At 42.4% G+C, this 25,550-nt stretch carries 28 protein-coding genes; 11 read left to right on the plus strand and 17 right to left on the minus strand.

The window, feature by feature from the left end:
- The 3 genes from myaer_RS07920 to myaer_RS07930 form a co-directional block, all read right to left on the minus strand.
- Window positions 1–948 (minus strand): TIGR01777 family oxidoreductase, encoded by a 948-nt coding sequence (locus tag myaer_RS07920; RefSeq protein ID WP_046661689.1) that lies wholly within the window; start codon window positions 946–948, stop codon window positions 1–3.
- A 129-nt stretch (window positions 949–1,077) separates the two neighbouring features.
- Entirely contained in the window at window positions 1,078–1,437 is a 360-nt protein-coding gene (gene psb28 / locus myaer_RS07925; RefSeq protein ID WP_046661690.1) for a photosystem II reaction center protein Psb28, read from the minus strand.
- A 105-nt stretch (window positions 1,438–1,542) separates the two neighbouring features.
- Window positions 1,543–1,656, minus strand: coding sequence for a PetM family cytochrome b6-f complex subunit 7 (locus myaer_RS07930; RefSeq protein WP_002731506.1), 114 nt, complete (start codon window positions 1,654–1,656; stop codon window positions 1,543–1,545).
- Between the two features lie 294 nt (window positions 1,657–1,950).
- Between myaer_RS07930 and myaer_RS07935 the strand changes: the two genes are divergently transcribed.
- The 6 genes from myaer_RS07935 to alaS all read left to right on the plus strand — a co-directional run bounded on the left by myaer_RS07935 (window position 1,951) and on the right by alaS (window position 8,496).
- Complete coding sequence (locus myaer_RS07935; RefSeq protein ID WP_080949724.1) at window positions 1,951–2,472, plus strand: DUF192 domain-containing protein; 522 nt, start codon at window positions 1,951–1,953, stop codon at window positions 2,470–2,472.
- Window positions 2,473–2,823: 351 nt separating this feature from the next.
- Window positions 2,824–3,018, plus strand: a complete 195-nt coding sequence (locus tag myaer_RS07940) for a DUF2949 domain-containing protein (RefSeq protein ID WP_002732568.1) — start codon at window positions 2,824–2,826, stop codon at window positions 3,016–3,018.
- 176 nt (window positions 3,019–3,194) lie between these two features.
- Window positions 3,195–4,091 carry a flagellar assembly protein H gene (locus tag myaer_RS07945; RefSeq protein WP_046661691.1) on the plus strand — a complete coding sequence of 299 codons (897 nt, stop codon included), beginning with the start codon at window positions 3,195–3,197 and terminating at the stop codon, window positions 4,089–4,091.
- Window positions 4,088–4,924 (plus strand): Rpn family recombination-promoting nuclease/putative transposase, encoded by an 837-nt coding sequence (locus tag myaer_RS07950; RefSeq protein WP_046661692.1) that lies wholly within the window; start codon window positions 4,088–4,090, stop codon window positions 4,922–4,924. Before myaer_RS07945 ends, myaer_RS07950 begins: the two co-directional genes overlap by 4 nt.
- Window positions 4,921–5,799, plus strand: coding sequence for a flagellar assembly protein H (locus myaer_RS07955; RefSeq protein WP_046661693.1), 879 nt, complete (start codon window positions 4,921–4,923; stop codon window positions 5,797–5,799). Before myaer_RS07950 ends, myaer_RS07955 begins: the two co-directional genes overlap by 4 nt.
- Before the next feature lie 72 nt (window positions 5,800–5,871).
- Entirely contained in the window at window positions 5,872–8,496 is a 2,625-nt protein-coding gene (alaS, locus tag myaer_RS07960; RefSeq protein ID WP_046661694.1) for an alanine--tRNA ligase, read from the plus strand.
- Between the two features lie 134 nt (window positions 8,497–8,630).
- Here alaS and myaer_RS07965 read toward each other — a convergent pair whose 3' ends face one another.
- On the minus strand, window positions 8,631–8,906 hold the full coding sequence (locus tag myaer_RS07965; protein WP_046661695.1) for a BrnA antitoxin family protein: 276 nt from the start codon (window positions 8,904–8,906) through the stop codon (window positions 8,631–8,633).
- Window positions 8,869–9,090, minus strand: a complete 222-nt coding sequence (locus tag myaer_RS07970; RefSeq protein ID WP_232306232.1) for a BrnT family toxin — start codon at window positions 9,088–9,090, stop codon at window positions 8,869–8,871. The genes myaer_RS07965 and myaer_RS07970 overlap by 38 nt, the downstream gene beginning before the upstream one ends.
- Before the next feature lie 161 nt (window positions 9,091–9,251).
- Between myaer_RS07970 and myaer_RS07975 the strand changes: the two genes are divergently transcribed.
- Entirely contained in the window at window positions 9,252–9,476 is a 225-nt protein-coding gene (locus myaer_RS07975; protein WP_046661696.1) for a hypothetical protein, read from the plus strand.
- The gene (locus tag myaer_RS07980; protein ID WP_008205811.1) at window positions 9,473–9,868 is read left to right on the plus strand and encodes a type II toxin-antitoxin system VapC family toxin; all 396 of its coding nucleotides are present in this window, start codon (window positions 9,473–9,475) and stop codon (window positions 9,866–9,868) included. The genes myaer_RS07975 and myaer_RS07980 overlap by 4 nt, the downstream gene beginning before the upstream one ends.
- Before the next feature lie 151 nt (window positions 9,869–10,019).
- Here the strand turns inward: myaer_RS07980 and myaer_RS07990 are convergent, their stop codons facing one another.
- The 4 genes from myaer_RS07990 to myaer_RS08005 all read right to left on the minus strand — a co-directional run bounded on the left by myaer_RS07990 (window position 10,020) and on the right by myaer_RS08005 (window position 16,984).
- Window positions 10,020–11,207 carry an RNA-guided endonuclease InsQ/TnpB family protein gene (locus tag myaer_RS07990; RefSeq protein WP_046661698.1) on the minus strand — a complete coding sequence of 396 codons (1,188 nt, stop codon included), beginning with the start codon at window positions 11,205–11,207 and terminating at the stop codon, window positions 10,020–10,022.
- A gap of 169 nt (window positions 11,208–11,376) precedes the next feature.
- Entirely contained in the window at window positions 11,377–12,693 is a 1,317-nt protein-coding gene (locus myaer_RS07995; protein WP_046661699.1) for a family 10 glycosylhydrolase, read from the minus strand.
- 93 nt (window positions 12,694–12,786) lie between these two features.
- Window positions 12,787–14,364 carry a glycosyltransferase family 39 protein gene (locus myaer_RS08000; protein ID WP_046661700.1) on the minus strand — a complete coding sequence of 526 codons (1,578 nt, stop codon included), beginning with the start codon at window positions 14,362–14,364 and terminating at the stop codon, window positions 12,787–12,789.
- Between the two features lies 1 nt (window position 14,365).
- Window positions 14,366–16,984 (minus strand): replicative DNA helicase, encoded by a 2,619-nt coding sequence (locus myaer_RS08005; protein ID WP_046661701.1) that lies wholly within the window; start codon window positions 16,982–16,984, stop codon window positions 14,366–14,368.
- Window positions 16,985–17,192: 208 nt separating this feature from the next.
- Here myaer_RS08005 and cobM point away from each other — a divergent pair, with 208 nt between their 5' ends.
- Entirely contained in the window at window positions 17,193–17,981 is a 789-nt protein-coding gene (gene cobM / locus myaer_RS08010) for a precorrin-4 C(11)-methyltransferase (RefSeq protein WP_046661702.1), read from the plus strand.
- A 370-nt stretch (window positions 17,982–18,351) separates the two neighbouring features.
- Here cobM and myaer_RS08015 read toward each other — a convergent pair whose 3' ends face one another.
- The 5 genes from myaer_RS08015 to myaer_RS08030 all read right to left on the minus strand — a co-directional run bounded on the left by myaer_RS08015 (window position 18,352) and on the right by myaer_RS08030 (window position 22,300).
- A complete protein-coding gene (locus myaer_RS08015) occupies window positions 18,352–18,819 on the minus strand; it encodes a TspO/MBR family protein (protein ID WP_046661703.1) in 468 nt (155 codons plus the stop codon).
- Window positions 18,820–18,828: 9 nt separating this feature from the next.
- Window positions 18,829–19,170: a translation initiation factor gene (locus tag myaer_RS08020; RefSeq protein WP_046661704.1), complete on the minus strand. Its 342-nt coding sequence runs from the start codon at window positions 19,168–19,170 to the stop codon at window positions 18,829–18,831.
- A 109-nt stretch (window positions 19,171–19,279) separates the two neighbouring features.
- A complete protein-coding gene (locus myaer_RS08025) occupies window positions 19,280–20,794 on the minus strand; it encodes a cryptochrome/photolyase family protein (protein WP_046661706.1) in 1,515 nt (504 codons plus the stop codon).
- Between the two features lie 2 nt (window positions 20,795–20,796).
- Window positions 20,797–20,955, minus strand: coding sequence for a hypothetical protein (locus myaer_RS21585; RefSeq protein WP_170915472.1), 159 nt, complete (start codon window positions 20,953–20,955; stop codon window positions 20,797–20,799).
- Between the two features lie 211 nt (window positions 20,956–21,166).
- Window positions 21,167–22,300 (minus strand): HetZ-related protein 2, encoded by a 1,134-nt coding sequence (locus myaer_RS08030; protein ID WP_046661707.1) that lies wholly within the window; start codon window positions 22,298–22,300, stop codon window positions 21,167–21,169.
- An 89-nt stretch (window positions 22,301–22,389) separates the two neighbouring features.
- Here myaer_RS08030 and myaer_RS22660 point away from each other — a divergent pair, with 89 nt between their 5' ends.
- The gene (locus myaer_RS22660; protein ID WP_110980728.1) at window positions 22,390–22,434 is read left to right on the plus strand and encodes a helix-turn-helix domain-containing protein; all 45 of its coding nucleotides are present in this window, start codon (window positions 22,390–22,392) and stop codon (window positions 22,432–22,434) included.
- 131 nt (window positions 22,435–22,565) lie between these two features.
- Here the strand turns inward: myaer_RS22660 and myaer_RS08035 are convergent, their stop codons facing one another.
- The 3 genes from myaer_RS08035 to myaer_RS08045 all read right to left on the minus strand — a co-directional run bounded on the left by myaer_RS08035 (window position 22,566) and on the right by myaer_RS08045 (window position 24,787).
- On the minus strand, window positions 22,566–22,787 hold the full coding sequence (locus tag myaer_RS08035; RefSeq protein ID WP_046661708.1) for a hypothetical protein: 222 nt from the start codon (window positions 22,785–22,787) through the stop codon (window positions 22,566–22,568).
- 313 nt (window positions 22,788–23,100) lie between these two features.
- Entirely contained in the window at window positions 23,101–24,210 is a 1,110-nt protein-coding gene (locus myaer_RS08040) for an iron-containing alcohol dehydrogenase family protein (RefSeq protein WP_002750186.1), read from the minus strand.
- 19 nt (window positions 24,211–24,229) lie between these two features.
- Window positions 24,230–24,787: a Ycf51 family protein gene (locus myaer_RS08045; RefSeq protein ID WP_002750188.1), complete on the minus strand. Its 558-nt coding sequence runs from the start codon at window positions 24,785–24,787 to the stop codon at window positions 24,230–24,232.
- Between myaer_RS08045 and myaer_RS08050 the strand changes: the two genes are divergently transcribed.
- Complete coding sequence (locus myaer_RS08050; RefSeq protein WP_046661709.1) at window positions 24,764–25,381, plus strand: 7-carboxy-7-deazaguanine synthase QueE; 618 nt, start codon at window positions 24,764–24,766, stop codon at window positions 25,379–25,381. The genes myaer_RS08045 and myaer_RS08050 overlap by 24 nt on opposite strands.
- Window positions 25,382–25,550: the final 169 nt, after the last annotated feature.

Consider the following 25,550-nt stretch of genomic DNA (forward strand, 5'->3'; position numbering starts at 1 on the left):
CTACATTTTCGGGACAATTTCCTCTAAGGCCGCTTCTAGATTAGGATAACGATAGTCAAAACCGAGCGCTTGAGTGGCTTTTGGCAGCACTTCTTGACCTTCTAGGACGATTTTTGCCCCTTCTCCCAAGAGAATTTCGAGGGCAAAATCTGGCACTGGCAACCAAGAAGGACGATTCATTACTTCCCCTAATATCTGACAGAATTCTTTCATCCGGACGGGATTGGGTGCAGTGGCGTTGAAAGTGCCGCTAATTTCTGGGCGATCGAGACAATAGATAATTAAATTAATTAAATCATCCCGATGAATCCAAGAAAACCATTGACGACCGCTGCCAATCGGTCCGCCGGCAAAAAGTTTGAAGGGTGGGATCATTTTCGCCAAAGCACCCCCATTGCCTAAAACAATACCCGTGCGGAGAATGACTAAACGAGTGCCGTAATCTTTAACTTTTTGGGCGGCTGTTTCCCACTTTTTACAGACATCTGCCAGAAAATCGCCACCGGGAGGGCTATTTTCGTCAAAACTAGCGGTTTCACTGGTTCCATAGTAACCGATCGCCGAGGAGTTAATTAAAACTTTCGGTTTCTGGGCGGCTAAGGCGGTCGCAACGCGCTCGCTACGCGAGATCGCCTCGACAATTTTCTCGGTGCCGATTTGCCGACTAGCGACGATTGCCTGTTTTACTTCACCGCTCCAGCGTTCCGAAATCGGTTCCCCCGCTAGATTAATCACCGCGTCACATCCAGAAATCTCTTTTTGCCAATCCCCCGATTCTGTGGCGATATAGGGAATAATCTCTATCTTAGGATAGATTGACTTTGGGTAAATTCTCTGGGTTTTATCGGGATTGCGCGTCAAAATTAGGATGTCATCGCCGCGATCATAGAGTTTGACCACCAATCGACTACCCACAAATCCCGTCGCCCCAGTAATCGCTATTTTCATGGTTTCTTGACTAAATTTATCCTTATTTTAGCTGGTTTTTAACTATCAGAACTCAGGAGTCAGGAGTCAGAAGTCAGGAGATTATTTTTATTTATTCTCCCTACACCCTACACCCCATCATCCCACTTCTCACTTATCCTGATACCCCATACCGTTGGCTGCCGCGTAACGATTCATAAAGCGCATAAAACGCTCCCAGTGTTCATCGGTGATTTCAAAACCACATTCTACCCGTTGAATTTCATCCCCTTCATCTCCTCCAAAAATAAACTTAGTCGAGTTGGGAATAACTGTAATCACTCCTTCCTCATCGGTGAGACGGAGATCGCCGTAGGTGCGGGTGGTGAAACTTTGGAAACGTTCGATCGCTTTCAGGGTTTTAAAAGTCATCAGGACATTGCGAATCCCGGTACTTTTATTTTGGCGGAGACTAACACCGCTTAATTCTTCTGATAAACCGACAAAAAACTCGATCGTGGGAGTGGTCATAGGTGTGGGTATAAAATTTTAGTTATTGATTTTCTCTTAATTACTTTGGACGGGAGAAAAGTAGTTCATGACTACTAATAAAGTAACCATGAACCGAAAAACAAGCTATTCCGCTTCTCCACCTTGGATTTTGAGGAGGAGAAAACCCCAAGCTAATCCGACGAGGACGAGAACGATCGCCACGATCGGCCCATTAAATAACATACTTTCTGCGGTCATGGTGATTGCTCCTGAGCCTAGAATAATCGATCAATGGTATTTTAACCTACGAAGGCGATCGACTGCTGCTGGACTAGGGCAAAATTGAGGGAGAAAATCGGCCAATAACTTTGAGAACTTTCCTAGTATATATGTTCTGGCTATGCCGCCCCTCTCCTCAAGGAAGGATGCTCAACCCCATGCTAGATATTTTTAATACTATCTTTATATTTGCCGTCGCCACTTTGTGTTAGGGTCTTATCTGCTTAATTCTCCACTTATACTAGAAAAATTAAGTATTGATAACTATTGGTGATGACTGGTAAAAAATCCTTTATGCTCAAGATCAAGTTAATATTATTTTTAGGTTTGTTGCTGCTGAGTTGTCAATTGACTAATCTCAATGGTAATAATAGTTCGACGGCTCAGATTACGATTGAGAATCAAGGGCAAATATTACCGATCACGGCCAAAGCAGATATTAATGGTCAGATGATTGAGTTAGAAGTGGCTAAAACCCCCGAACAACAGGCCAAGGGTTTAATGTATCGCTCGTCTTTGGAGAAGAATCGCGGTATGCTATTTCCCTTTGCACAACCTCTGATGGCACGGTTTTGGATGAAAAATGTCTCGATTCCTCTAGACATGATTTTTCTAAAAGATGGTATAGTAAAAGCAGTTTTGCTCAATGTCCCTCCTTGTGCGGTGGATCCTTGTCCTGTCTATGGTCCAAATACCATGGTTAATCAAGTGATCGAACTAGCTGGGGGTCGAGCCAAAGAATTAGGAGTGAAAGAAGGAGATAAAATTAAGATTGAGTCTATCTCAAGACCTTAATTTTTGAAAATGGTTTTAACTTTCTTATGGAAAGTGTACCTTGTCCGGAAGTATGAGTATGGCTTTTATCAGCTATTACGCATTTATACTGTTTAAAATATAACCATATCGATTAAGATTTTTATAGTCTATCAAATGATAGATTGAATAATCTTTACCCTTGCTATAGATTAAACAGAGACAAAATTCTGCTCGATCTAACGGGACTATCTTAAGAGAGCCAGCGATTTTTAGGAAAGCACTCTCTATCATCGGGATAGCTTAGATACAGAGAAATAACCGTCCTTGAAACCGATCAGGTGGTGTTTTGTTAAAATCACGAGATGTACTATTGAGGAAAAAAATACCCCTATGTCCACGATTGCCTATTCCCAATTCCGACAATTTCTGCAAGAGGAATTGTCCCTTCCCCAAGAATCGATCGCTATGGCCGAGCGCTCGATCCAATCTGATAAAATTCATTTACCGATGATTCTCTGGCAGTACGGTTTAGTGACCTTGGAACAATTAGATAAAATTTATGATTTTCTCGAAGAGGTAGTCTAATCTTACAATTGTTCACTATTGACAAGGAGAATAATTGCCGTGGCTACTCATAGTTTCTGGCACAGTTTGAAAATTCCCATCCTAAAAACTACCAATCATCACCCGAGAAGTGGGTTATTTAAACCCACTTTTTTAATAGCTATACAATTGAGAATTATCGATTAACTGCTCAGTCCATGAAACCCCATGACCAATTTGCCAAAAATTACCTTGAACAATTACTTTCTCCCCTGGGAACCGTCGAAATCAGTAAAGAAGTCAGCGATGAAACCCGACAGATAGATTTATTTTTTTCCCCCAATCCCGAACCCAACCCCGATTATCTGGGATTATTAGGAAGAATTGTCCTTAATACTGTCTTAATTGAACCCTATCGCAATCCTCCCAACCGGAGCGAGATTCGTAATTGTTTAGCGAAACTTTTGACGATTTTGGCCGAACTGCAAAGACAAGCTAAACGGGAAAATCAGAGTTACAATGAAGACAATGCCCCTCGTTTGTGGATTTTATCCCCTTCCGCTAGTCTGACTCTTTTAGAGAGTATTGGCGCAAAATTAGACCCAGATTGGCCAGAAGGAGTCTATTTTCTTCCCTCGCTTTATCGCACGGCAATTATCGCTATTAATCAATTGCCTGTGACTGCTGAGACTCTCTGGTTAAGATTATTAGGACGGGGAAAAACTCAAAACCAAGCGGTGCGAGAATTGTTAGAATTACCTCAAGGTAATGCTTTTCGGGAAAATGTACTGGAATTATTAATTAGTTGGCGGGTTACTATGGAAATAAATAACATCCTAGAAACTGAAGATAGAGAGGTGTTTATGACCTTATCTCAAACCTATCAGGAATGGAAGGAAGCAACTAAACAGGAAGGAATCGAACAAGGACTAGAACAAGGACTAGAGCGCGGACTAGAGCGCGGACTAGAGCGCGGACTAGAGCGCGGAAAACTAGAGGCTAAACTGGAATCTATTCCCCGTTTGCTGGCCTTGGGTTTAAGTGTGGAACAAATCGCTCAAGCTTTAGATTTAGACTTAGAACAAGTCCGACAAGCTATTCAAGAAACTCCATGAAACCCCATGACCAATTTGCCAAAAATTACCTTGAACAATTACTTTCTCCCCTGGGAACCGTCGAAATCAGTAAAGAAGTCAGCGATGAAACTCGACAGATAGATGTATTTTTTTCCCCCAATCCCGAACCCAACCCCGATTATCTGGGATTATTAGGCAGAATTGTCCTTAATACTGTCTTAATTGAACCCTATCGCAATCCTCCCAACCGGAGCGAGATTCGTAATTGTTTAGCGAAACTTTTGACGATTTTGGCCGAACTGCAAAGACAAGCTAAACGGGAAAATCAGAGTTACAATGAAGACAATGCCCCTCGTTTATGGATTTTATCCCCTTCGGCTGGTATCACTGTTTTAGAGGGATTTGGGGCAAAATTAGACCCAGATTGGCCAGAAGGAGTCTATTTTCTTCCCTCGCTTTATCGCACGGCAATTATCGCTATTAATCAATTGCCTGTGACTGCTGAGACTCTCTGGTTAAGATTATTAGGACGGGGAAAAACTCAAGACCAAGCGGTGCGAGAATTGTTAGAATTACCTCAAGGTAATGCTTTTCGGGAAAATGTCTTGGAATTATTAATTAGTTGGCGGGTTAGTATGGAAATAAATAACATCCTAGAAACTGAAGATAGAGAGGTGTTTATGACCTTATCTCAAACCTATCAGGAATGGAAGGAAGCAACTAAACAGGAAGGACGACAGGAAGGACGACAGGAAGGAAAACTGGAATCTATTCCCCGTTTGCTGGCCTTGGGTTTAAGTGTGGAACAAATCGCTCAAGCTTTGGATTTAGACTTAGAACAAGTCCGACAAGCTATTCAAGAAACTCCATGAAACCCCATGACCAATTTGCCAAAAATTACCTTGAACAATTACTTTCTCCCCTGGGAATCGTCGAAATCAGCAAAGAAGTCAGCGATGAAACTCGACAGATAGATGTATTTTTTTCCCCCAATCCCGAACCCAACCCCGATTATCTGGGATTATTAGGCAGAATTGTCCTTAATACTGTCTTAATTGAACCCTATCGCAATCCTCCCAACCGGAGCGAGATTCGTAATTGTTTAGCGAAACTTTTGACGATTTTGGCCGAACTGCAAAGACAAGCTAAACGGGAAAATCAGAGTTACAATGAAGACAATGCCCCTCGTTTATGGATTTTATCCCCTTCGGCTGGTATCACTGTTTTAGAGGGATTTGGGGCAAAATTAGACCCAGATTGGCCAGAAGGAGTCTATTTTCTTCCCTCGCTTTATCGCACGGCAATTATCGCTATTAATCAATTGCCTGTGACTGCTGAGACTCTCTGGTTAAGATTATTAGGACGGGGAAAAACTCAAGACCAAGCGGTGCGAGAATTGTTAGAATTACCTCAAGGTAATGCTTTTCGGGAAAATGTACTGGAATTATTAATTAGTTGGCGGGTTAGTATGGAAATAAATAACATCCTAGAAACTGAAGATAGAGAGGTGTTTATGACCTTATCTCAAACCTATCAGGAATGGAAGGAAGCAACTAAACAGGAAGGAATCGAACAAGGACTAGAGCGAGGACTAGAGCGAGGACTAGAGCGAGGACTAGAGCGAGGAAAACTAGAGGCTAAACTGGAATCTATTCCCCGTTTGCTTGCTTTGGGTTTAAGTGTGGAACAAATCGCTCAAGCTTTGGATTTAGACTTAGAACAAGTCCGACAAGCGGCGCGAGAGTAAAGGTGGAGAGTTAAAACGCAAAAATGCCACAATGGATAAAATAGGCATTTTTCTGACTAACTGACATCTTCTATGAGTAACCACCTAAGCGGAAGCGAGATTCGCCAGCGATTTTTAGACTTTTTTGCGGCCAGAAACCATAAAATTCTCCCTAGTGCCTCTCTAGTCCCAGAAGACCCCACCGTTTTGCTGACTATTGCGGGAATGCTCCCTTTTAAACCGATTTTCTTAGGGCAAAAGACCCCGGAATTTCCCCGCGCTACCACTTCCCAAAAATGTATTCGCACCAACGATATCGAAAATGTCGGCCGGACTGCTAGACACCATACTTTTTTTGAGATGTTAGGCAATTTTAGCTTTGGTGATTATTTTAAAGAACAAGCGATCGCCTGGGCCTGGGAATTGTCCACAGAAGTTTTTAACCTTCCCCCCGAAAGATTAGTCGTTAGTGTCTTTAAAGAGGATGAGGAAGCTTTCGCTATCTGGCGCGATAAAATCGGCATTCCTGCCCATCGTATCCAAAAAATGGGCGAAGCGGATAACTTTTGGGTATCGGGTCCCACGGGTCCCTGTGGTCCCTGTTCGGAAATTTACTACGATTTTCACCCGGAATTAGGGGATAAAACCATCGATTTAGAGGATGATAGCCGTTTTATCGAGTTTTATAACCTCGTCTTCATGCAGTATAACCGCGACGCGGACGGCAATCTGACACCCCTAGCGAATAAAAATATCGATACGGGGATGGGTTTGGAACGGATGGCGCAAATCCTGCAAAAAGTCGGCAATAACTACGAAACTGACCTAATTTTCCCGATTGTCGCCGAAGCGGCCCGGTTAGCAGCCATAGACTACCAGAAAGCGGATGAAAAAACGAAAGTTTCCCTAAAAGTCATCGGCGATCATGTGCGTTCGGTAGTACACATGATAGCGGATGGTATCTCAGCATCGAATAATGACAGAGGTTACGTCCTGCGTCGTCTGATTCGCAGAGTAGTACGGCACGGGCGTTTAATCGGTATTGAAGGTCAATTTATCACCAAAGTGGCGGAAGTTGCGATCGCTCTTTCCGAGTCCGTCTATGGCAATGTTCGGGAACGAGAAACGGTGATCAAGGCAGAATTAGAGCGAGAGGAAGCGAGATTTTTAGAAACCCTAGAAAGAGGCGAGAAACTGCTCGAATCGATTCTAGAAAAAGAAAAAAGCCAGATTTCGGGAGTCGATGCCTTTACCCTTTATGATACCTATGGCTTCCCCCTCGAACTCACTCAAGAAATCGCCGAGGAGCAGGGTTTAAGCGTCGATACGGCGGGTTTCGAGCAGGAAATGAAAAAACAGCAGCAAAGATCAAAAGCCGCCCACGAAACCATAGATTTGACGGTACAGGGTAGTTTAGATAAGCTGGCGGAACATATTCACCCGACGGAATTTCTCGGTTATACAGATTTGCAAGCAACCGCAACAGTAACGGCGGTTTTAGTCGCTGGTAAAACGGTGGAATCGGCCGCAGCAGGCACTGAGGTGCAGGTAGTTCTCGATAAAACCCCTTTTTATGCCGAATCGGGTGGACAAATCGGTGACAAGGGTTATTTAACTGGCGATAATCTGCTTATCCGCGTTGAGGATGTGCAGAAAGAATCGGGGATTTTTATCCATTTTGGTCGGATTGAGCGGGGAGTCGTCACCACCGGCGATACAATTAATGCTCAGATCGATCGCTCCTGTCGTCGTCGCGCTCAAGCTAATCATACCGCCACCCATCTGCTACAATCAGCCCTGAAAAAGCTTGTCGATGCCGGGATTTCCCAAGCGGGTTCCCTCGTCAGTTTTGAGCGCCTCCGTTTTGATTTTAACTGTCCTCGTCCCCTGACTAGCTCTGAATTGCAACAGGTGGAAGAACAGATTAACACTTGGATTGCCGAAGCGCATGACACCCAGATAGCGGTGATGGGATTGGAAGAAGCGAAGCAAAAGGGAGCTATTGCCATGTTTGGCGAGAAATACGGCTCAGAAGTGCGAGTTATCGATATTCCTAGCGTTTCTATGGAATTATGCGGGGGAACTCACGTTAAAAATACCGCCGAGATCGGTTTATTTAAAATCATCTCCGAGACGGGAATCGCTGCGGGAATTCGTCGCATCGAAGCGGTGGCCGGCCCTGCCGTGTTAGCATACCTGAATGAACGGGATCAGGTGGTACGGGATTTATGCGATCGCTTTAAGGTCAAACCTCTGGAAATTCCCGATCGCATTACGGCCCTACAATCGGAGTTAAAGGGGACACAAAAGCAGTTAGAAGCGGTTAAACAGGAGTTAGCACTAAATAAATCGGATGCTTTGCTATCTCAAGCTGAATCTATCGGCGAATTTAAGCTATTAGTCGCTTCTTTGGGCGATATTGATGCTAATGCTTTGATGGCCGCAGCCGAAAGACTACAGCAAAAATTAGGGGAAGGGGCAGTGATTTTGGCCTCGACTCCCGCAGCTGATAAAGTGAGTTTAGTGGCCGCTTTTAGTCCCCGGGTGATTAAAGATAAGGGTTTACAAGCGGGTAAATTTATCGGTGTGATCGCTAAAATCTGCGCTGGTGGTGGTGGTGGTCGTCCCAATTTAGCTCAAGCTGGGGGACGGGATGCTAGTAAGTTAAGCGAAGCTTTAGCTAAGGCCAAAAGTCAGTTAACTAGCAGTTTACAATAGTGTTAAGGGTGGGCATTTTGTCCACCTTTAAAAAATTAGTTATCCTCTCGGTGTGATTGGTAAAAATAATATGGAACTACTGATCAAGAATTTGGGGTCAATTAGAAATAATAATCAAGCTATAGATTTAATGGTTATTGGTGCGCTTCCATATAGGCTCGAAGCAACTGATTGATCTGTGTTTGATAGCCTTTTCCCTGAGATTTAAACCACTCGAATACATCATTATCAATGGAGAGAGTAACTTCAGCTTTGGCCTTGGTTACGGGGACACTTCGCAGCACTACGGATTTAGCAAACATTTCAGGTGTAATTTCTGGACAGTCTGACAAATCAATATCTTCGTCGCTCATTGCGTCTAATCGTTGCCAATCAGTTTGAGAGTTGCTTAAAGTAGGTTCGTTGTTCATATTTCGTTGCCTTTCTTGCAGAAATAATACGAGTGTAATCCTCACGTTCAGTATGGACAACGGCAATAATTCGCCCTTTTAGTAAACCCAATGTAACAAAACGCTGCTCTCCATAATCGAGACGATCATCTTCAACCGTTAAAAGGTCCCCATCGAAAACGGCGGGAACATCGGCTAAATCTATACCGTGTTTAAGAAGATTAGTAAGTCGTTTTGCTTCATCCCATCAGTATTCCATAACTGAACGACTGTTACAACTTTCAATTAATAGTCATTATCAACACATTTAGACTCTCATTGTCATATTATAGACTTAGTTAAGAGAATTATTAGAGAACCTTAACCATGCTCAAACATTATGACGTGACCATCCAAGGTGATCGCATCCAATGGCTAGGGGAAAAGCCCAAAGCACAGAATATTCGCGCCATCATTATCATTGAAGAAGAACCATCTCTCTCGACCCAAGTAAAACGCACGACCCCTGCTCATTTAATCGGTAAAGGCAAAACCTTAGGGGATATTGTCAGTCCTATCGTGGATCAAGAAGATTGGGAATGCCTAAAATGATCATCCTTGATACCCATATTTGGTTTTGGTATATCAATGAAAACTTTGAGCAATTTCCCCTAGAATGGAAAGCCCAGATTCAACAAGCCGATAGCGTAGGAGTATCCCCCATTTCTTGTTATGAAATGGCTTTGGCCCATCAAAAAGGTCGTTTAGCACTGGATATTCCCATCCAACAATGGCTTCTCGATGCCCTAACCCCTTCAGGCATTGAATTATTACCTTTAACTCCAGAAATTACCCTAAAAGCGGTTAATCTCTCTCCCGTTCACAAAGATCCCTTTGACCGCATCATTATTGGTACGGCTTTGGAATATAAGGCAAAACTCGCCAGTATTGATAGCTTATTTCCCAAATATCCCGAACTCAAAGATTACCTGATGTCAGCTTAGAAGCCCACTCTCCGAACCCTAAATTTTTACGTCATACCCAAGGCCACAAGATCGGCGATCGCACGATAAATCTCTATAATCTGGAATATCCCCCCATTCCAAACCACCCTTGACATCCTCACCGCCGTAAACGGACGGTGATTCCCAAACCTCACGATTTGAGTTTCTGCTTCTTTCCCGAAGGATTTTTCGCACCTGCCTTAACAGATTTACTCTGTTCTGGTCTTATGGTCGCTCTACAGACTGACACCGCAAGCCCTGCGGCCAAAATATTTTTACTGGCGTTAATATCTCGGTCATGGTGAGTCCCACAGTCTGGACAATCCCATTCTCGAACATTTAACGGCATTTTCTCAGCAATATACCCGCAATTACTACACCTTTTAGAGCTAGGAAACCATCTATCTATTTCGATGTAATTTCTGCCGTACCAACGGCATTTATAGGCTAATTGTCGGGTAATTTCTCCCCAGCTTACATCAGATATTGCCTGAGATAATTTCGGGTTTTTGACCATATTCTTGACGGCTAAATTCTCAACTACAATCGTTTGGTTTTCACGAACTAATTGAGTGGTTAGCTTATGTAAATGGTCTTTTCTGTTATCGGTGATTCGAGCGTGAATCTTGGCTACTTTGATTCTCGCTTTTTCCCGATTCTTTGAGCCTTTCTGTTTTCGAGAAAGATTTTTTTGCGCTTTTCGCAGTCTCCGATAATGTTTCTTAAAATGCTTGGGATTAGATACTTTATCGCCGTCGCTGGTAATGACAAGGCTACTAATTCCTAAGTCAATTCCGATGGCTTTATCTGTTACTGGTAAAGGCTTAATCGTTGGGTCATCAAATCTAATTGAAATATGCCAGCGTCCTGATGGATGTAATCTGACTGTTACCGTGCTTGGTTCACAGCTTTCTGGTATTTGTCTTGACCATCGAATAGGTAAGGGTTCTGTGCATTTGGCTAAATAGATTTGTTTGTCTTTAAATTTAAAAGCAGATTTGGTAAATTCGGCACTTCCTCCTTGATGTTTTTTCTTAAAGTTAGGATACTTAGTACGACCAGCAAAGAAATTAGTAAAAGCTGTTTGTAAATGTCTTAACCCTTGTTGTAAGGGTACACAGCTTACCTCATTGAGAAAGTCTAATTCTTCTTGCTTTTTCCACTCGGTCAACATTGAAGAAGTTTCAGTATATCCTACTCTTTCTTGTCTTTCGTACCATGCTTGTGTTCTGACATGGAGAGCTTTATTGTAAACCAATCTTACACAGCCCAAAGTGCGCCGCAATAGCGACTCTTGTTCGGGTGTTGGGTAAAATCGGTAAGAATAGGCTTTTTCCATGTCTCACATTCTAACACATATTTTGTAAACGATGCTCATATTTGACAGTAAAGCCGCCGTAAAACGGCAGGGTTTCAGACCCAAATTTTTCAATGAAAATAATTTTGTAACCGTTCAGGGGGGGGGTTCAAGCGACCAGTGGCATTGACTCTGTGGGCAAAAATTGCTATTAACTACCCGGAGGGGGAATTACAGGAATTTCGATCCCGTCCGGCGCTAAGGGGGGAGGTGTGGGGGTTGGTTCTGGCTGGTCAACAGGTTCAGGTGTACTAACTAAGGGAATATTTTCCAGCACGGGAAGACGGGGAGTAATGGGTTGGGAAAACATCGCTTGAATTGCCGCTTTTCTGGTTTCTGGAGGTTCCAAAGCTTGCTGCCAGAGACTTTCATAAAAGAAGAAAATCACCCCTAAACCCCGTTGACGAGCAGCCAACACCTTTTCTTCAATAAAGGGTAGGGCAATCGGTCGATTGCGTAAACCGGTCAAAACTCCCACACCGGTGGGGATAGTTTGCTGGGTTTCCTGAATTTCGGGACGCTCTATTTGTTTGAGAAAACTGGGCAGATCGGGACGATAAACCTGTACAATTAACTCGTCGACTAATCCTTGCCGCACCCAACCGAGCCAATCCTGTAAATGACCATTATAGGCGAATTCGTAGGGATTAGGGGCGATCGAAAGCAGTATATTCGGTTTAATTGCCTGAATTGATTCTTTGAGATTAGCCAGAAAAGCAGTGATTTTATCGGCCCGCCATTTTGTCCATTCGGGATCCCGGGGGTTAGCCGGAGGCGTTTTTTCGGTTTCCTGTTGATAAAGGGCGATAGTATAGGGATCATAGCCGAATTCGTTGGGTAAACTCAGATGATCGTCGAATTGGATGCCGTTAATATCGTATTGTCCCACCACTTCCAAGACTAATTCCCGCAGAAAATTCTGCACCTCGGGACGGAAGGGATTCAACCACACCACCTCACCGGCTGCCCCCACCCAAGTAGTCCCTCCGTCGCGTTTTTGGGTTAACCAGTCCTGATGTTTTAAGGCTAATTCTGAGGTGGGAGGGGCCATAAATCCGAATTCAAACCAAGGAATGACTAATAATCCCCTTCCACGGGTTTGTTCCACCAATTCTGCCAAGATATCTTGTCCCTGCGCTCCCGTAGGCACAAAAGGCTGTATTCCTTCCCGTTGAGCGATCGCACTGGGATAGAGAGCATAACCGGAATTCCAAACCACGGGATAGATAGCATTAAAATTAAGATTAACTAATTGCTCGATCGCCTGTTGTCGTTTATCCCTGTCCATCAGCATCGCAGTATCGTTGGTGGTAATCCAAACACCGCGGATATCGCCATCCCGACTTTGAGAGAAAGCAGCAGAAAAATAGCCTAATAGTAGGACTATTAGAAAAGATGCTAAAAATAGTAGTATGGGGAGCTTTTTAAGAATTTGCCGCCAAATGCTGGTCGGAATTAGAAAAGTCATTTCGTTAAAGGTGAAGATTAACGCTTTTAACTGGTTATGATAACAGCTTTGCTCAACTCTTTCAGGCTAGATTGACCCAAAATATATATTTACCTATTTCTTCACTTGCGACAATTGACCTTGAGGATAGAAATAATCAAGACGAATATCGAATTGATCTAGGGCCAGTAATAACCGATTGGAAGGACGAAAAAGAAATAAGTTGGTCCGGGGAATTTCTAGGACTTCTTTTAACTTATCGGTATCGGGGTTAGTGGTAGTCAGGAAGTATTGTACATCAGAATTAAGACGATAATTAAGGGAAAGCAAATCACCTAAGTTAGTCCAGTCATTACCTTCGTCGCTGATAATAATGGCATTGGGTACAGCATTGATTTTTCTGGCAACTTCTCCATTCCAATAACTAGGAACTTTTGCCCAACTGGTTTCGGAAAGAGCATTATTAAAGTTCGATATTATACTAGCATTTAACAAAAAAATCAAGATAATTTTACCGAAAATTCTACCTTGATTAAGCAATTGTGACAAGAAAAAAGCCACAGTTATATAGATAGTGGGAAAGGATGCAATTAGATAACGGGTGACAGTTGATCTAGTGGTAGTCAAAATTAGATCGGGAATGACTAAAGCTAGGAAAGGTCCTAGGGTTGAGGTAATCAGAAAAGTAAAATCTATGGGGTTATTGTAGCGATAAACTCGATAAAAAGCATAGATAGTTAAGATTAAAAAAATTAGTCTATATATATAGGTGAAGATGTTATTAAAACCAAAATCGCTATCGCTAAATGGAGAAGTAAAAGTTAAGAGCCATAATTTACCGAACAATCCCCAATCGAGATAGTTAACGGCAGCCCAACTGGTGGAGTTAAAGGCCCTTTGAGAGTTAGTTAAAAAAAACCGTAACCAGGGTATATATAAAATTATCATTGTTAACCCAGATAACAGGAAAAATATCAAGTTATTTTTTCGCTCTGGTTTCATAACAAGATACCAAAGTATAAAGGCTGCTTGAGCAAATAAGTTGAGAATAAAAAAGAGATGGGTGTAGAGTCCGAGAGTATTAGAGAAGGTGTATAAAGACCAATTAACAAGAGTTCTTTTTTTGAGGCATTTTAACAGCATTAATTGACTGATTATCGTTAACAAAACTAAAAGACTATACTGACGAGACATTTGAGCAAATATTATATCAATTGGAGACAGTGCCAAGAAAATTACTGCTAAAACTGCCGTTAACTTTGACGCAAATAATTCTAGAGATAGATAGTAAATAAATGGCAGGGAGAGAAGACTAAAAACAATCGCTAAACTGCGGGAAGAAACGGGAGAAAAACCGAATATTTTTTCCCAATAGCGAGAGATAATAAAGTATAAAGGTGGGTGCTGAGGGTCTTCTTTAGCGAGAGATTGAATCGTATCAAAAACATTACTTTCGGGTTTAAGTTGTTGAAATTTTCCTAATTCTGTGGTAGATAAAAGACGATTTTGAAAGATAGTATCAGCGATTTCCTTTGCTTGATAACCAGTGGTTCTAATCGTGGTGTAGGATTCATCATGCCAATAGATTTTTTTATCGATATTTGCCAAACGAAAAACCACACCGAGAGTTAGGATAATTGCCAAAAGTATTAAGAGCCAATTGTTTTTTTTATAATTAATAGTTGCTTTCATTTTAATAATTAGAGCGACTTTGTTTAAGATTAAGAAACTTGGTAAATTCCGGTTGAAAAAGTAGCTTAATCGTGCCAGTGGGACCATTACGGTGTTTAGTAATAATTACTTCGGCCACACCTCGATCGGGACTATCGGGGTTATAATATTCATCTCGGTATAACATCATAATTAAATCCGCATCCTGTTCGATACTATTATGGACGATGATATTATTGGCAATAAAGTTATGCAGTTTATCTACTGTTAAATCATACACTTCTGTCTCTCCATCCGCTTGAATTGCCATAACTTCATCCCAGTAAATATCACTATCCGCTAAGTGCTGTATTTGGGAACATTCAAGAATGTCTCCTAATTTATTGGCTCTTTCTCGACTTAAGTTTGATTTGTATAAACTTGTCCCACAATATTGATTACCCAGTGCAGCTTGCATTTGTCGTGTAGTTAAACCACTTTGTTCCATAGCGGGTACAGCATATAGTCGCCAGATATCATTAGGAATGATATCCTTATTAGGATTAGCTTGGTGATTTTGAAGATAAGTAGTTATTTCTTGTAAAGACTGGGTTTTATAGCTGCCAACAGCACCGATAATCTCAGTAAATTTCTTCAAGTCTGATTTACCTGTTATTGTAACATGGTATTGATCTCGTCCTTTTCCTGTTTGTGAGTGTTTCGATAGCTTTCCATTAATTTCTACTCTTAGTAAAAGCGATTGTACATCCTGAGCTAATCTTAAGCTACTGCTAGAATAATAAGCCATAGGACGAGGTGATTTTCCTTGAACCAATTTAAGGGAACCATCGGTACTCCAAAGATGACGTAAAAATAAGGCTATTGCTGATTGAGTTTGCTCAAAAACTTGAGGAGGAATGAATTTTTCATAGGAACGTAACCCCCAAATTTCTAGACGTTCTAACCATTGAGAAATAGGATTTTTAATATTATGAGTTAAGGGATAATTCGCTGTTAAATAAACCTGATACCATTGATGTTCAGGACTAATTCGAGGCTTAATTCGATTATCAAATACTTGTATCGCTAAAGAAGCAACTAAATTGGCTAAATCTAACTCTTTAGTCGTATATTGAACACTATGACGTGGTAAGGTACATCCATCACCAATTAGATGACCTAATAAGGCTAATTCAGTATTACTCATAGTTTGTAATTGCGAACTAGGTAAAAAGCGAGGTAAAGCGATATAATTACCAATATTTAATTCATCTAATCTTTGCCAACCGTGGACAGTCAAAAATTGATGATTGGCTGTAGCTCTAATCGTGCGACCTAAACGAGTTGTTAATCGAAAAACTGGCTTAAATCCTGTGGAAAAGACCTTAGTTACCAGTGCTTTTTCTAATTTCATTGTTTCCTCATTAAGAGCAAAAACCGTAAAATTAGAGCAATTCACTAACTGACGAATTGGCACTTTAGCACGAGGATCAGCTAACTCAACTAAACTATCACCCGCTAAACATCCCGACTCGCGTAAATCGGACATCATCGGTCTTTTATTATTGCGAGATTCCACAGCACGACTTAACTGAGAAAGAGCAATTACCGGAGCATGAATTTCTCTCGCTAAACCCTTAAGACTGCGGGTAATTTTAGAAATTTCCTGAACGCGATTATCACCTCCCCCTTCCATTAATTGCAGATAATCGATTAAAACTAATCCCATTTGTCCCTTTTTTTCTGCCTGTAAACGCCGCACTTGGGAACGCATTTGAATTACACTTAAATTGGCACTGTCATCGATATATATGGGCAAATTTAATAACTTTTCTAGTCCCCCAAGAACCTTCTCTAAATCATTTTGTCCCAAACGGCCAGAGCGAATCCGATTACTTTCAATTTTAGCCTCATTCGATAACAAACGTTGGGCTAATTGTTCCTTAGACATCTCCAAACTAAAGACAGCCACAGGTAAATTCTGTTGAGCGATATTATAGGCAATATTAAGAGCAAAAGAAGTTTTTCCCATGGAAGGCCTACCCGCGATAATAACTAAATCCGAGGGTTGTAAACCACTGGTCATCGCATCGAGATCATAAAATTGAGTTTCGATACCGGGTAGAGTGGTCGTCTCCTGCATTTTCTCAATTTCGTTAAAAGTTTCGATTAAAGTATCCCCCAGAAAAATTAAACCCTCCTGGGGTCGTTTTTGGGTGAGACGAAAAATCTTTTGTTCCGATTCATCGAAAACATTTTCTAATTCTAGCGTCGTATCCCTGGCTAACTCGATAATTTCTCCCCCGGTGGAAATTAACTGACGACGCATATATTTATCCATCACTAATTCAGCATAGCGATCGATGTTGGCAGCCGAGACAGTGCGCTCAATTAATTGTAACAATCGCGGCATCCCCCCGATTTCTTCCAGCAGATGATTATCTTGTAACCAACTGCTAACCGTCATTAAATCCGTCGGTTTTCCTTTCCCTTGTAAAGCAAGTGCCGCACGATAAATATCTTGATGGGTTTTCACATAGAAAGCTTCTGGAATTAAAAAATCACTGATTCTACCTAAAGCTTTTGGATCTAGTAAAATGCCACCTAAGATAGATTCTTCCGCTTCAATATTTTGGGGGGGGAGGGATTGATCGCTAATCATTGTTAATGCTGACCGTGCTTTATCATTAATTATAGTCATTCACCCTAATTAAATACAAATGTTCAGGTTAATGATAGGATTCAGGAGTCAGGAGACAGTATTCAGGAGATTGTTTTTATTTATTCTCCCCACATCCCACACCCCACTTCCCCACATCCCCACTTCCCCACTTCCCCACACCCCACACCCCTTGTAAACAGGATTTAGTATGACTTTAATGGACTCCTCTGCGCTCTCCCCGGCCGTTTACTTTATTGGTGCAGGACCCGGAGATCCGGAATTATTGACGGTAAAAGCCTATAAAATTCTCCAAAAAGCCGATGTCATCCTCTTTGCTGATTCCCTCGTCCCCCAACAGATTCTTGAGGACACTCCTAAAGATGCCGAGTTAATTCCCACCAGTAGCATCACCCTAGAAGAAATTATCCCTTTAATGATCGATCGCGTGCGTCAGGGTTTAGCGGTGGTGCGACTGCAATCGGGGGATTTAAGTCTCTATAGTGCCATCCAAGAGCAAATTGAGCTTTTGACAGCAGCAGATATCCCCTTTCAGCTAATCCCCGGAATTAGTGCCTTTCAAGGATTAGCGGCCAAATTGGCCCTAGAATTAACGATTCCCGAATTAGTCCAGACAATTATTCTCACCCGGGTGGAAGGAAAAGCATCTCATATACCAGAAAGTGAAGAATTAGCCTCTTTAGCCGCCCATAAAGCCAGTTTATGCCTATATTTAGCCGCCCGTCACATTGACAAAGCCCAGGAAAAACTCCTACGATACTACCAGCCAGAGCAACAGGTGGCCATTTGTTTCCGTCTCGGTTGGCCCGACGAAAAAATCTGGGTTGTCCCCCTGTCAGAAATGGCCCAATTAACCCATCGGGAAAATTTAACTAGAACTACCCTTTATCTAATTAGTCCCGCTTTAAACCAGATTACAGGAACTCGATCGCAACTTTATCACCCGCAACATTCCCATCTTTTCCGTCCTCATTCTTAGGTATTTTCCAGGAAATGTACCGAAAGAAACACTGGGTTTCTACCTAAAGATAGATTTAAAGAGCGGCGATTTTGTTTAGGATTATTTCAGGAGGTGGGACAATTTTAAAGCTTTTAAAATCCTGCTAACAATCCATGCACAGCTGCCCTATATGTTCGGGAATTACCCTTCGTCACCTTGTGGCTAGTCGTGCCTACTGGTATTGTCCTCACTGTCGTCAGGAGGTTCCTAACTTCCTTGATTGCTCCAGTCCTGCCAAGGTAAAGGTAGAGCGAGTTGGAGCGCAAAAAACAGTCTAGATTTTCAAGTTGGTAGATGGCAATAATATCTGTGGGATGTGTTAATTTTTAACCCATCCCACTTTCCCTATCTATACATCCCGAGGATTGAGATGACTCATTTCCCAAGTCACATAGGTACCGATCGGACTCCAAATCAGGTAAGGTAAGAGTAGGATGCCCGCCCAAGAAGAAACAGGGAAAACCAAGAGCGCCAGAAGACAACCCAAGAAAAAACCCGTACCTCCGATAATCGTTCCCGCTTTGAGACTGCGTAGTTTACAGGTGACGGGAGTGTAGGCAGTAATAGTCAATTCCACCAACAGATAAAAAGCCATCAAAAACCAGCGATTAGCCGGTTGAGCTTCCCAGACTAAATAAGCAGAAATTGCCCCACAAATATAGATAATTGTCCAGATAAGAGGGATTAATCCTTCAAAGGTTAACCAATCGGGACGACGCAAACGCGCAAACCAACGCACATCGCGAGAATTGAGTAATCCCCCAGCTAACGCTACCAAAAATCCGACGACACCGATAAGCAACCAAGAGGGAATCATCATTTTTAGCTATCCTCCGCTAATTTTGGCTTTGTAACCCGATTCTACGAGAATTTGTAGAATCTTTTGGCGATGATCTCCTTGGATCTCAATGGTATTTTCTTTCACTGTACCACCCGTTCCACAAGCGGTTTTTAACTGTTTTAACAATTTCGTCAGAGTTTCGGTTTGGCATTGAAAACCTGTAACTATGGTAACGGTTTTTCCCGCCCGACCAGATCGGGAGGTTTGTACTCGCAAATTCTGCTGATTCGGGGGTAATTCGGGAATGGAACGCTCAAAAGCTTGAGAATTGCTTTCATTTCCAAATTCCTGATAGGCAATCCGGTTTTTTTCCTTTGATTTACTCATATAGCAATTATCATACTGGGTTTGGGGGGTTTTTCAGTGAGCAGTAAACAGTAAACAGTAATCAGTGAACTAAAAACTGGCATCTGATAACTGATAACTGATAACTGATTCAAAGCTGACTGCTGATAGCTCTTAATTGGTTGGACTGACAGCGCATTTGATTAAGTTCAGCTGCCGACATTCGATCGAGATGACCTAAAATCATATTAACTCGACCTTGGGATTTTAGTTTTTCTCGATGTCGTGCCAAAAAATCCCAGTAAAGAAAGTTAAAAGGACAGGCTAAATCCCCGACTCGTTGATTTTTTTTATACAGACAACCCCGACAATAATCACTCATTTTATCAATATAGTTGGCCGAGGCGGCGTAGGGTTTGGAGGCGAGAATTCCCCCATCGGCAAATTGTCCCATTCCCAGTACATTAGTCTGCATTACCCAATCGTAGGCATCGATAAAAACACTATGAAACCAGTTTTCAATCTCTTGGGGAGAGCAACCAAAAATTAAGGCAAAATTGCTCAAAATCATTAATCTTTGAATATGATGAGCATAACCAGTATTTTCCACCTGTGATAATACTTGTTTGAGGCAATTCATCTCGGTTTGTTTACTATCCCAAAAGAAAGCTGGTAAGGGTTGTTGATGCTCAAACCAATTACCATTAGCGTAATCTTCTCCCAAATAATGATAAATTCCCTGCATATATTCCCGCCATCCCAACACCTGACGGATAAATCCTTCGATGCTATTTAGGGCTAAATTATCTTTTTTATAGGCAATTGCTGCCCCTTGAATCACTTCCAAAGGCGTTAGCAATCCTAGATTCAGATAGGGAGATAGTAGGGAATGCCAGAGGGTTTCTTCTCCCGTTACCATCGCATCTTGGTATGGTCCAAAGTTGGGCAGACAATTAGTAATAAAATGCTCCAAAACCTGTAAAGCTTGTCTGCGGTTTACTGCCCAGCGAAAAGGTTTGATTTTTCCATATTTAGGAATATCTAAAGCTTCCACATCAGCGATAACCTGAAGGGTAATTTCATCGGGTTCAAACCAAAGAGGATCAGTTGTTTTTAATCCATCCTTGGGCGGTTTGCGGTTTTGTTTATCAAAGTTCCATTGTCCTCCTATGGGTTGATTATCCTCGATTAAAATCTGCCATTTTTTGCGACTTTCTCGATAGAAATCCTCTAGTAATAGTCTTTTACGAGATTTAGCCCAATTATTAAAATCTGTCCTTGTCCAGAGAAAGTGATTATTATCAATTATGTTTATAGCACAGTCTAAATTGAGATTTTTAATTAATCTAAGAAAAGGCAAATCATTAGGCATCATGATCTGTAATTCTTTAATGCCTAATCGTTTAATCCAAGCAGATAAAATTGGTTCAAAATCTTCAGCAACTTCGTAGGTGACAGACCATCCTAAAGTTTTTAATTCTTCGGCAAAATGACGCATCGCCGACCAGATTAAAACTAATTTTTGCTGATGATAGGGTCTTTGTCGAATATGATTGTGGGATTCAATTAAAATAACTGGTGTTTCCTGTGAATAGGCTTGACAATTAGCTAAGGCCGCTTGTCCTGTCCATAATTGATCCCCTAAAATCCAAATACCAATGGTCATAATTATCTCATTGCCTCGACTATTCCCCCATATTTTTTAGCCATAATATCCGCCATTTCCCGAGCAGAAAATTTACTGGCTTTGTCGATGCTGGGGGTAAATGTCCCCGTAGAGGTTAAATAATGGGTAAATACCCCGACTTTTTTGCTAATAATCCACATATTTCTTGAAGTCAAAAATCAAAAAGGGGATGGTAATTATGAATTATGAATTAGGAATTATGAATTGGGGAAGTAGGGAGTGGGGTGTGGGGAGATTTTTTTCAGTGTTCAGTAAACAGTAAACAGTGAACTTAAAACTCAAGTCTGATAACTGATAACTGATAACTGATAACTGATAACTGATAACTGATAACTGATAACTGATAACTGATTAGGTTTTTGTCCTGAGACTTTGAGCGCTTAGATAAAGTTGCGTCCATTCTTTGACCACTTGTGTGCGTTTACAGTTTAATTCGCCAGCGATTTCCTCAAGGGTTTTACCCGCTTTTAAGCCATCGATAACGCTTTTACCCGTGGGAGAAAGGGCAGCATAGAAACTTTGCCATTGACTGAGAGTTAAGCCAAAATTATGCTCTTTGGGGCTGATTTGTAACCATTCACTGATTAATCCTGTCTCTTCCTTGAGGGCAAAAACCTTAATCGCATGATAGCCAACTTTTTCCCGGAGACGATAAATCCGTTGGACGGGAATATTCATGGCCTTTGCGATCGCATCTTGGTTTTCGCCCCCTAGATAGAGGTTAAACCAAGTCACCGCCTCCGGACTAACATTTTCCTCTAGATACCTAGCAAAACTCTCCTGAACTTTTACCCGGAGAATTTGCGCTTCTTGGGAAGTGCGTTGATCTTCGTAGGTAGCGATCGCATTTTGATCCAGTAAACTTAAGTTATTTTCCCCCTCATCGCCACTAATTTCATCGGAGAGAATCCGGATCATTTCTTGCCGCGGCACATTAGTGATACCGCTTCTCGATTGACGACGGAGATAATTAACAAAACGATAGGCTAACAGGGGTTGATTGCGGATCGGACGCAGGGCGTATTCCTCTAGGGTGGCTAACAGCAGCTGATTGCGAGTAGCTTGATCGTTGGTACAACGAGCGATCCATGTTAACTGGGATTGCAGATAGCGATCGCTATTTAACATTTCTTGAATAATTTCTTGCAAGACATCGGCCACCGCTTGCTGACGATCGCGACTTAAGGAAACCCAAGTGCGAATTTTTTGCCGGAGAGTGACACAAGCACCGAGACGATCAATCAGGTTACGATAGGCGCGGGTGGGACTAACTTTCAGATAGCGTTGCCGCAGAATTTGCCAAAGATAGACTAATCCCCGTTTAGCGATTTCTAAATCTCTCTGGTCCAAAGTTTCCCAACGTTGGCTATCTTCACCGAGCAACCAATTGATAATGGTATCCCGTTGGCGCTCGGTTAAGGAATCCTCTGTTTGAGAGAGGCGATCTTGCCATTGTTGCCTTAACTCGTCGATTATTGTCGTCATCGAAAAATTGATTCCCAAACCCCGTCTTTTTAGGACGGCTTTAGTTTAAATACTAGCGCATTTACACGGTGTATGCTAAAACCTGAGCCATGGAGAAAGCCTATCGCTACCGATTTTACCCAACACCCGACTAGAACGAACTAATCAATTAAGTCTTTTGCCAGATAAGGATTTAGGGCGATTGCATCCCTGCCTAGGGTGTCTTCCCTGAAAACATGACAATTTCAAGGTTAACCAATATTTGGGAACGCACCACCCCTACCATTTATAATTGGGGAACATTTTCCTGTTCATAATTTTCTATTAATATTCCCAAAATTTCCATTAAAGAAGCAAGAGGATGATTTTCATTTTCTCCTATTTCATCTATCAAATTATCTAACATAATTACTAATTGTTCATATTCTGATTCGCTACGGGGTATAAAGAGTATTGGCTTTAAGTTTGTCCAGGCTTGCCGTGTTTTCTCTAGATCTATCGTCGGCATTTTTTTACTCCTTCCATTTATTTTTGTCCTATTCAGAATGAGCCTGTAGGGTGCGTTCCCTCAAACCATTGTGGCTTTAACATTAATTTGTATTTGGGAACGCACCACCGCCAACGCTTACTCCCTATTGGGTTTCACTATCATTCAACCCAACCCACAATTGAAGGGTGATTATTCTTTTAATTGTCAGCATCAGGATTTTCAGGCTTGGGGGACTTTCAGGATGGTTTAGTTGAGCGCTGTGATTGATTTGCTGCTCAAAACCTAGGGCTATAGGTGAGAATTTTATTAATCAGTCCCGAAAATATTCCCGTTAATTAGCCTTAACTTTCTGCCCGATTGTATCGGCAGTGGTAGTAGAAACCATGGCCGCCATAACTTGTTCGGGGGAAACCGTAAAAGGTAAACGATGAATGTCCGAATTAGGCTGACAGGCAATTGCGGCCGCGTGGCGCAACTGGGCAAGAGAAACATCTCTTAATCCTAAATCCTCTAGGGATTTCGGTAAACCAATTTGTTCATAAAATTGGATTAGTTGCCCCCGGGCCGATACTGCTAATTGATTACCCAAAACTATTTCTTCTAGACGCAATTGGGCGAGAATGCCGTAGGCGACTTTTTCCCCGTGGAGCGCGTGATGGCAAGCGGGAATATGGGTTAAACCATTATGAATTGCATGGGCGGCCACGGTACGACAATTAGCACCCCCTAAACCACCAATTACTCCGGCTAATAAAACGGTGGCATCTACCACCTGTTTCCAGTCCTCCCCGCCGATATTTTCCAGAGCTGCCGGGGATTTTTGGAAAAGGATATCCCGCAAAACCCGGGCCTGTTGGACAGCGGCAATGATCAGGGTTTCTGTGGAATGACCGCTACTGACGGAAGCTTCGTACCATTTAGCGATCGCATCGCCAATACCAGCGATTAAGGTTCTTTTCGGGGCAGTTTGGATAATACCGTAATCGAGAATTAATAAATCCGGGCAACGGGCTAGGGACAGATCGTAAAGAAACGCCCCCGCATCGGAATAGACGTTAGATAGGGCTGTCCAAGCGGCACAGGTAGCGGCGGAGGTGGGAATCGTGGCGATCGGCAAATGGCACTGATGGGCGAGTAATTTGGCCGTATCGAGGGCTTTGCCGCCACCCACACCGATGATAAAATCTGCCTCATGACTCTTGACAGATGCCTTTAAATATGCTAGGGAATTTTCCGAACAATCGGGGGCATAACTGTGATAGCTAGGAGTGAGATTTTTCAGGGGAGATGACAAAAAAGCTAAATTGCGATCGCCGCCCACCACCAGGGGACGTTTACCCAAATCCGCTAACTTGCCGGTGGATTCTTCTAGGGCATTGTCACCCCGAATCACTTGTGCGGGGGCGATTAACAGGGGCAAAACAGCGACAGCATTGGACATTTTTTGACAACCTCAAGGATTATTGGCTAATTTTAGCGAAACTTTCGGGAAAAAGCTGTAGTTCAGGTGTATTATCCCCCGGGGCGGAGAAGGATTTTTTAATCTGTCCCAAGTACAAAGGAGCAGATAAACCGGGCTGAGGATGAACGAGAGTGCGAGCGCTAATGATAAATTGATTATTACCGCCAGCACCGGCGCGACCGGAGGAAAACAAGTCACTAGCGGCTTGTTTTAGGGTTGCTTCCACTTGCTCGGCAGTAACAGTATTGGGCAGGGAGATAACAGCTTGATTAGCTCCGTTATCATAGACAAGGGAGAATCTCACCGCTCCCGGAATTTCGGTACGGGTAAACAGTCCCAACCCAAGACCGAAAATCCCGACCGTCAACACGGCCATAAAGCTAGTGACGCCGACGAGACGAAAGCGGATTCCCCAACCGACGAGAAAAGCGATAATCGTAAGTACCAAAAAAACCAGCGTGGCAATACCAGACCATTGGGTGTATTTGGCGAAGTTCAGGGGAATGTCCATATTTTCTATAATACTAATTCTATGAAAACGGTTAGCATAAACCATTGTACCTATCCTGTGGTCGAAACTTTCCATTCCGTGCAGGGCGAAGGCTTTTGGACGGGAAGCAATGCTTTTTTCCTCCGTTTGGGAGGTTGCGATGTCTATTGCCCTTGGTGCGACCAAAAAGAGTCTTGGAATGCCCACCGTTATCCCCAACAATCCCTAGGGGAATTGGTTGAGATGGCAAAAGGGGCTAACCCCGCTATGGTGGTGATTACCGGGGGTGAACCTTTAATGCACAATCTTGATCCTTTGACCAAGGAATTAAAAAATCAGGGTTTACGGGTACATTTAGAAACTTCTGGCGCTCATCCTTTTACTGGGGTTTTCGATTGGGTGACTTTTTCTCCTAAAACCTATAAAATGCCCGATCCTACTATTTATGCACGGGTAAATGAGTTAAAAATTGTCGTGGCTAATCCAGAGGATTTAGACTGGGCAGCTATGCAGGAAAGTAAGTTATCGGAAGGGGTGATTAAATATCTACAACCTGAATGGAATAAAGTAGAAAGCAAAGAGTTAGTCTTTAATTATGTTCTCCAGCATCCCCAATGGCGCCTCAGTCTCCAAACCCATAAGTTTTTAGGTGTCCGCTAGTCAGTTATCAGTTATCAGTTATCAGCTTTTTTCTCCTGCTCCCATATCCCCCCGCAACGCGCACGAAGTGGTCTCCCCCCGCAACGGCTCGACTGAGCATCGCCGAACGTCGCGCATGAAGTGGTCTCCCCATCTCCCCAATTCATGATTCATAATTCCCAAACCCTAA

Source organism: Microcystis aeruginosa NIES-2549 (assembly GCF_000981785.2).
Taxonomy (GTDB): Bacteria; Cyanobacteriota; Cyanobacteriia; order Cyanobacteriales; family Microcystaceae; genus Microcystis; species Microcystis aeruginosa_C.

Bases quoted from the DNA above. Each gene is read 5' to 3' on its own strand.
- myaer_RS07920 (WP_046661689.1), bottom strand. From the start codon at position 948: ATGAAAATAGCGATTACTGGGGCGACGGGATTTGTGGGTAGTCGATTG.
- psb28 (WP_046661690.1), bottom strand. From the start codon at position 1,437: ATGACCACTCCCACGATCGAGTTTTTTGTCGGTTTATCAGAAGAATTA.
- myaer_RS07930 (WP_002731506.1), bottom strand. From the start codon at position 1,656: ATGACCGCAGAAAGTATGTTATTTAATGGGCCGATCGTGGCGATCGTT.
- myaer_RS07935 (WP_080949724.1), top strand. From the start codon at position 1,951: ATGACTGGTAAAAAATCCTTTATGCTCAAGATCAAGTTAATATTATTT.
- myaer_RS07940 (WP_002732568.1), top strand. From the start codon at position 2,824: ATGTCCACGATTGCCTATTCCCAATTCCGACAATTTCTGCAAGAGGAA.
- myaer_RS07945 (WP_046661691.1), top strand. From the start codon at position 3,195: ATGAAACCCCATGACCAATTTGCCAAAAATTACCTTGAACAATTACTT.
- myaer_RS07950 (WP_046661692.1), top strand. From the start codon at position 4,088: ATGAAACCCCATGACCAATTTGCCAAAAATTACCTTGAACAATTACTT.
- myaer_RS07955 (WP_046661693.1), top strand. From the start codon at position 4,921: ATGAAACCCCATGACCAATTTGCCAAAAATTACCTTGAACAATTACTT.
- alaS (WP_046661694.1), top strand. From the start codon at position 5,872: ATGAGTAACCACCTAAGCGGAAGCGAGATTCGCCAGCGATTTTTAGAC.
- myaer_RS07965 (WP_046661695.1), bottom strand. From the start codon at position 8,906: ATGAACAACGAACCTACTTTAAGCAACTCTCAAACTGATTGGCAACGA.
- myaer_RS07975 (WP_046661696.1), top strand. From the start codon at position 9,252: ATGCTCAAACATTATGACGTGACCATCCAAGGTGATCGCATCCAATGG.
- myaer_RS07980 (WP_008205811.1), top strand. From the start codon at position 9,473: ATGATCATCCTTGATACCCATATTTGGTTTTGGTATATCAATGAAAAC.
- myaer_RS07990 (WP_046661698.1), bottom strand. From the start codon at position 11,207: ATGGAAAAAGCCTATTCTTACCGATTTTACCCAACACCCGAACAAGAG.
- myaer_RS07995 (WP_046661699.1), bottom strand. From the start codon at position 12,693: ATGACTTTTCTAATTCCGACCAGCATTTGGCGGCAAATTCTTAAAAAG.
- myaer_RS08000 (WP_046661700.1), bottom strand. From the start codon at position 14,364: ATGAAAGCAACTATTAATTATAAAAAAAACAATTGGCTCTTAATACTT.
- myaer_RS08005 (WP_046661701.1), bottom strand. From the start codon at position 16,984: ATGATTAGCGATCAATCCCTCCCCCCCCAAAATATTGAAGCGGAAGAA.
- cobM (WP_046661702.1), top strand. From the start codon at position 17,193: ATGACTTTAATGGACTCCTCTGCGCTCTCCCCGGCCGTTTACTTTATT.
- myaer_RS08015 (WP_046661703.1), bottom strand. From the start codon at position 18,819: ATGATTCCCTCTTGGTTGCTTATCGGTGTCGTCGGATTTTTGGTAGCG.
- myaer_RS08020 (WP_046661704.1), bottom strand. From the start codon at position 19,170: ATGAGTAAATCAAAGGAAAAAAACCGGATTGCCTATCAGGAATTTGGA.
- myaer_RS08025 (WP_046661706.1), bottom strand. From the start codon at position 20,794: ATGACCATTGGTATTTGGATTTTAGGGGATCAATTATGGACAGGACAA.
- myaer_RS21585 (WP_170915472.1), bottom strand. From the start codon at position 20,955: ATGTGGATTATTAGCAAAAAAGTCGGGGTATTTACCCATTATTTAACC.
- myaer_RS08030 (WP_046661707.1), bottom strand. From the start codon at position 22,300: ATGACGACAATAATCGACGAGTTAAGGCAACAATGGCAAGATCGCCTC.
- myaer_RS08035 (WP_046661708.1), bottom strand. From the start codon at position 22,787: ATGCCGACGATAGATCTAGAGAAAACACGGCAAGCCTGGACAAACTTA.
- myaer_RS08040 (WP_002750186.1), bottom strand. From the start codon at position 24,210: ATGTCCAATGCTGTCGCTGTTTTGCCCCTGTTAATCGCCCCCGCACAA.
- myaer_RS08050 (WP_046661709.1), top strand. From the start codon at position 24,764: ATGAAAACGGTTAGCATAAACCATTGTACCTATCCTGTGGTCGAAACT.
- myaer_RS08045 (WP_002750188.1), bottom strand. From the start codon at position 24,787: ATGGTTTATGCTAACCGTTTTCATAGAATTAGTATTATAGAAAATATG.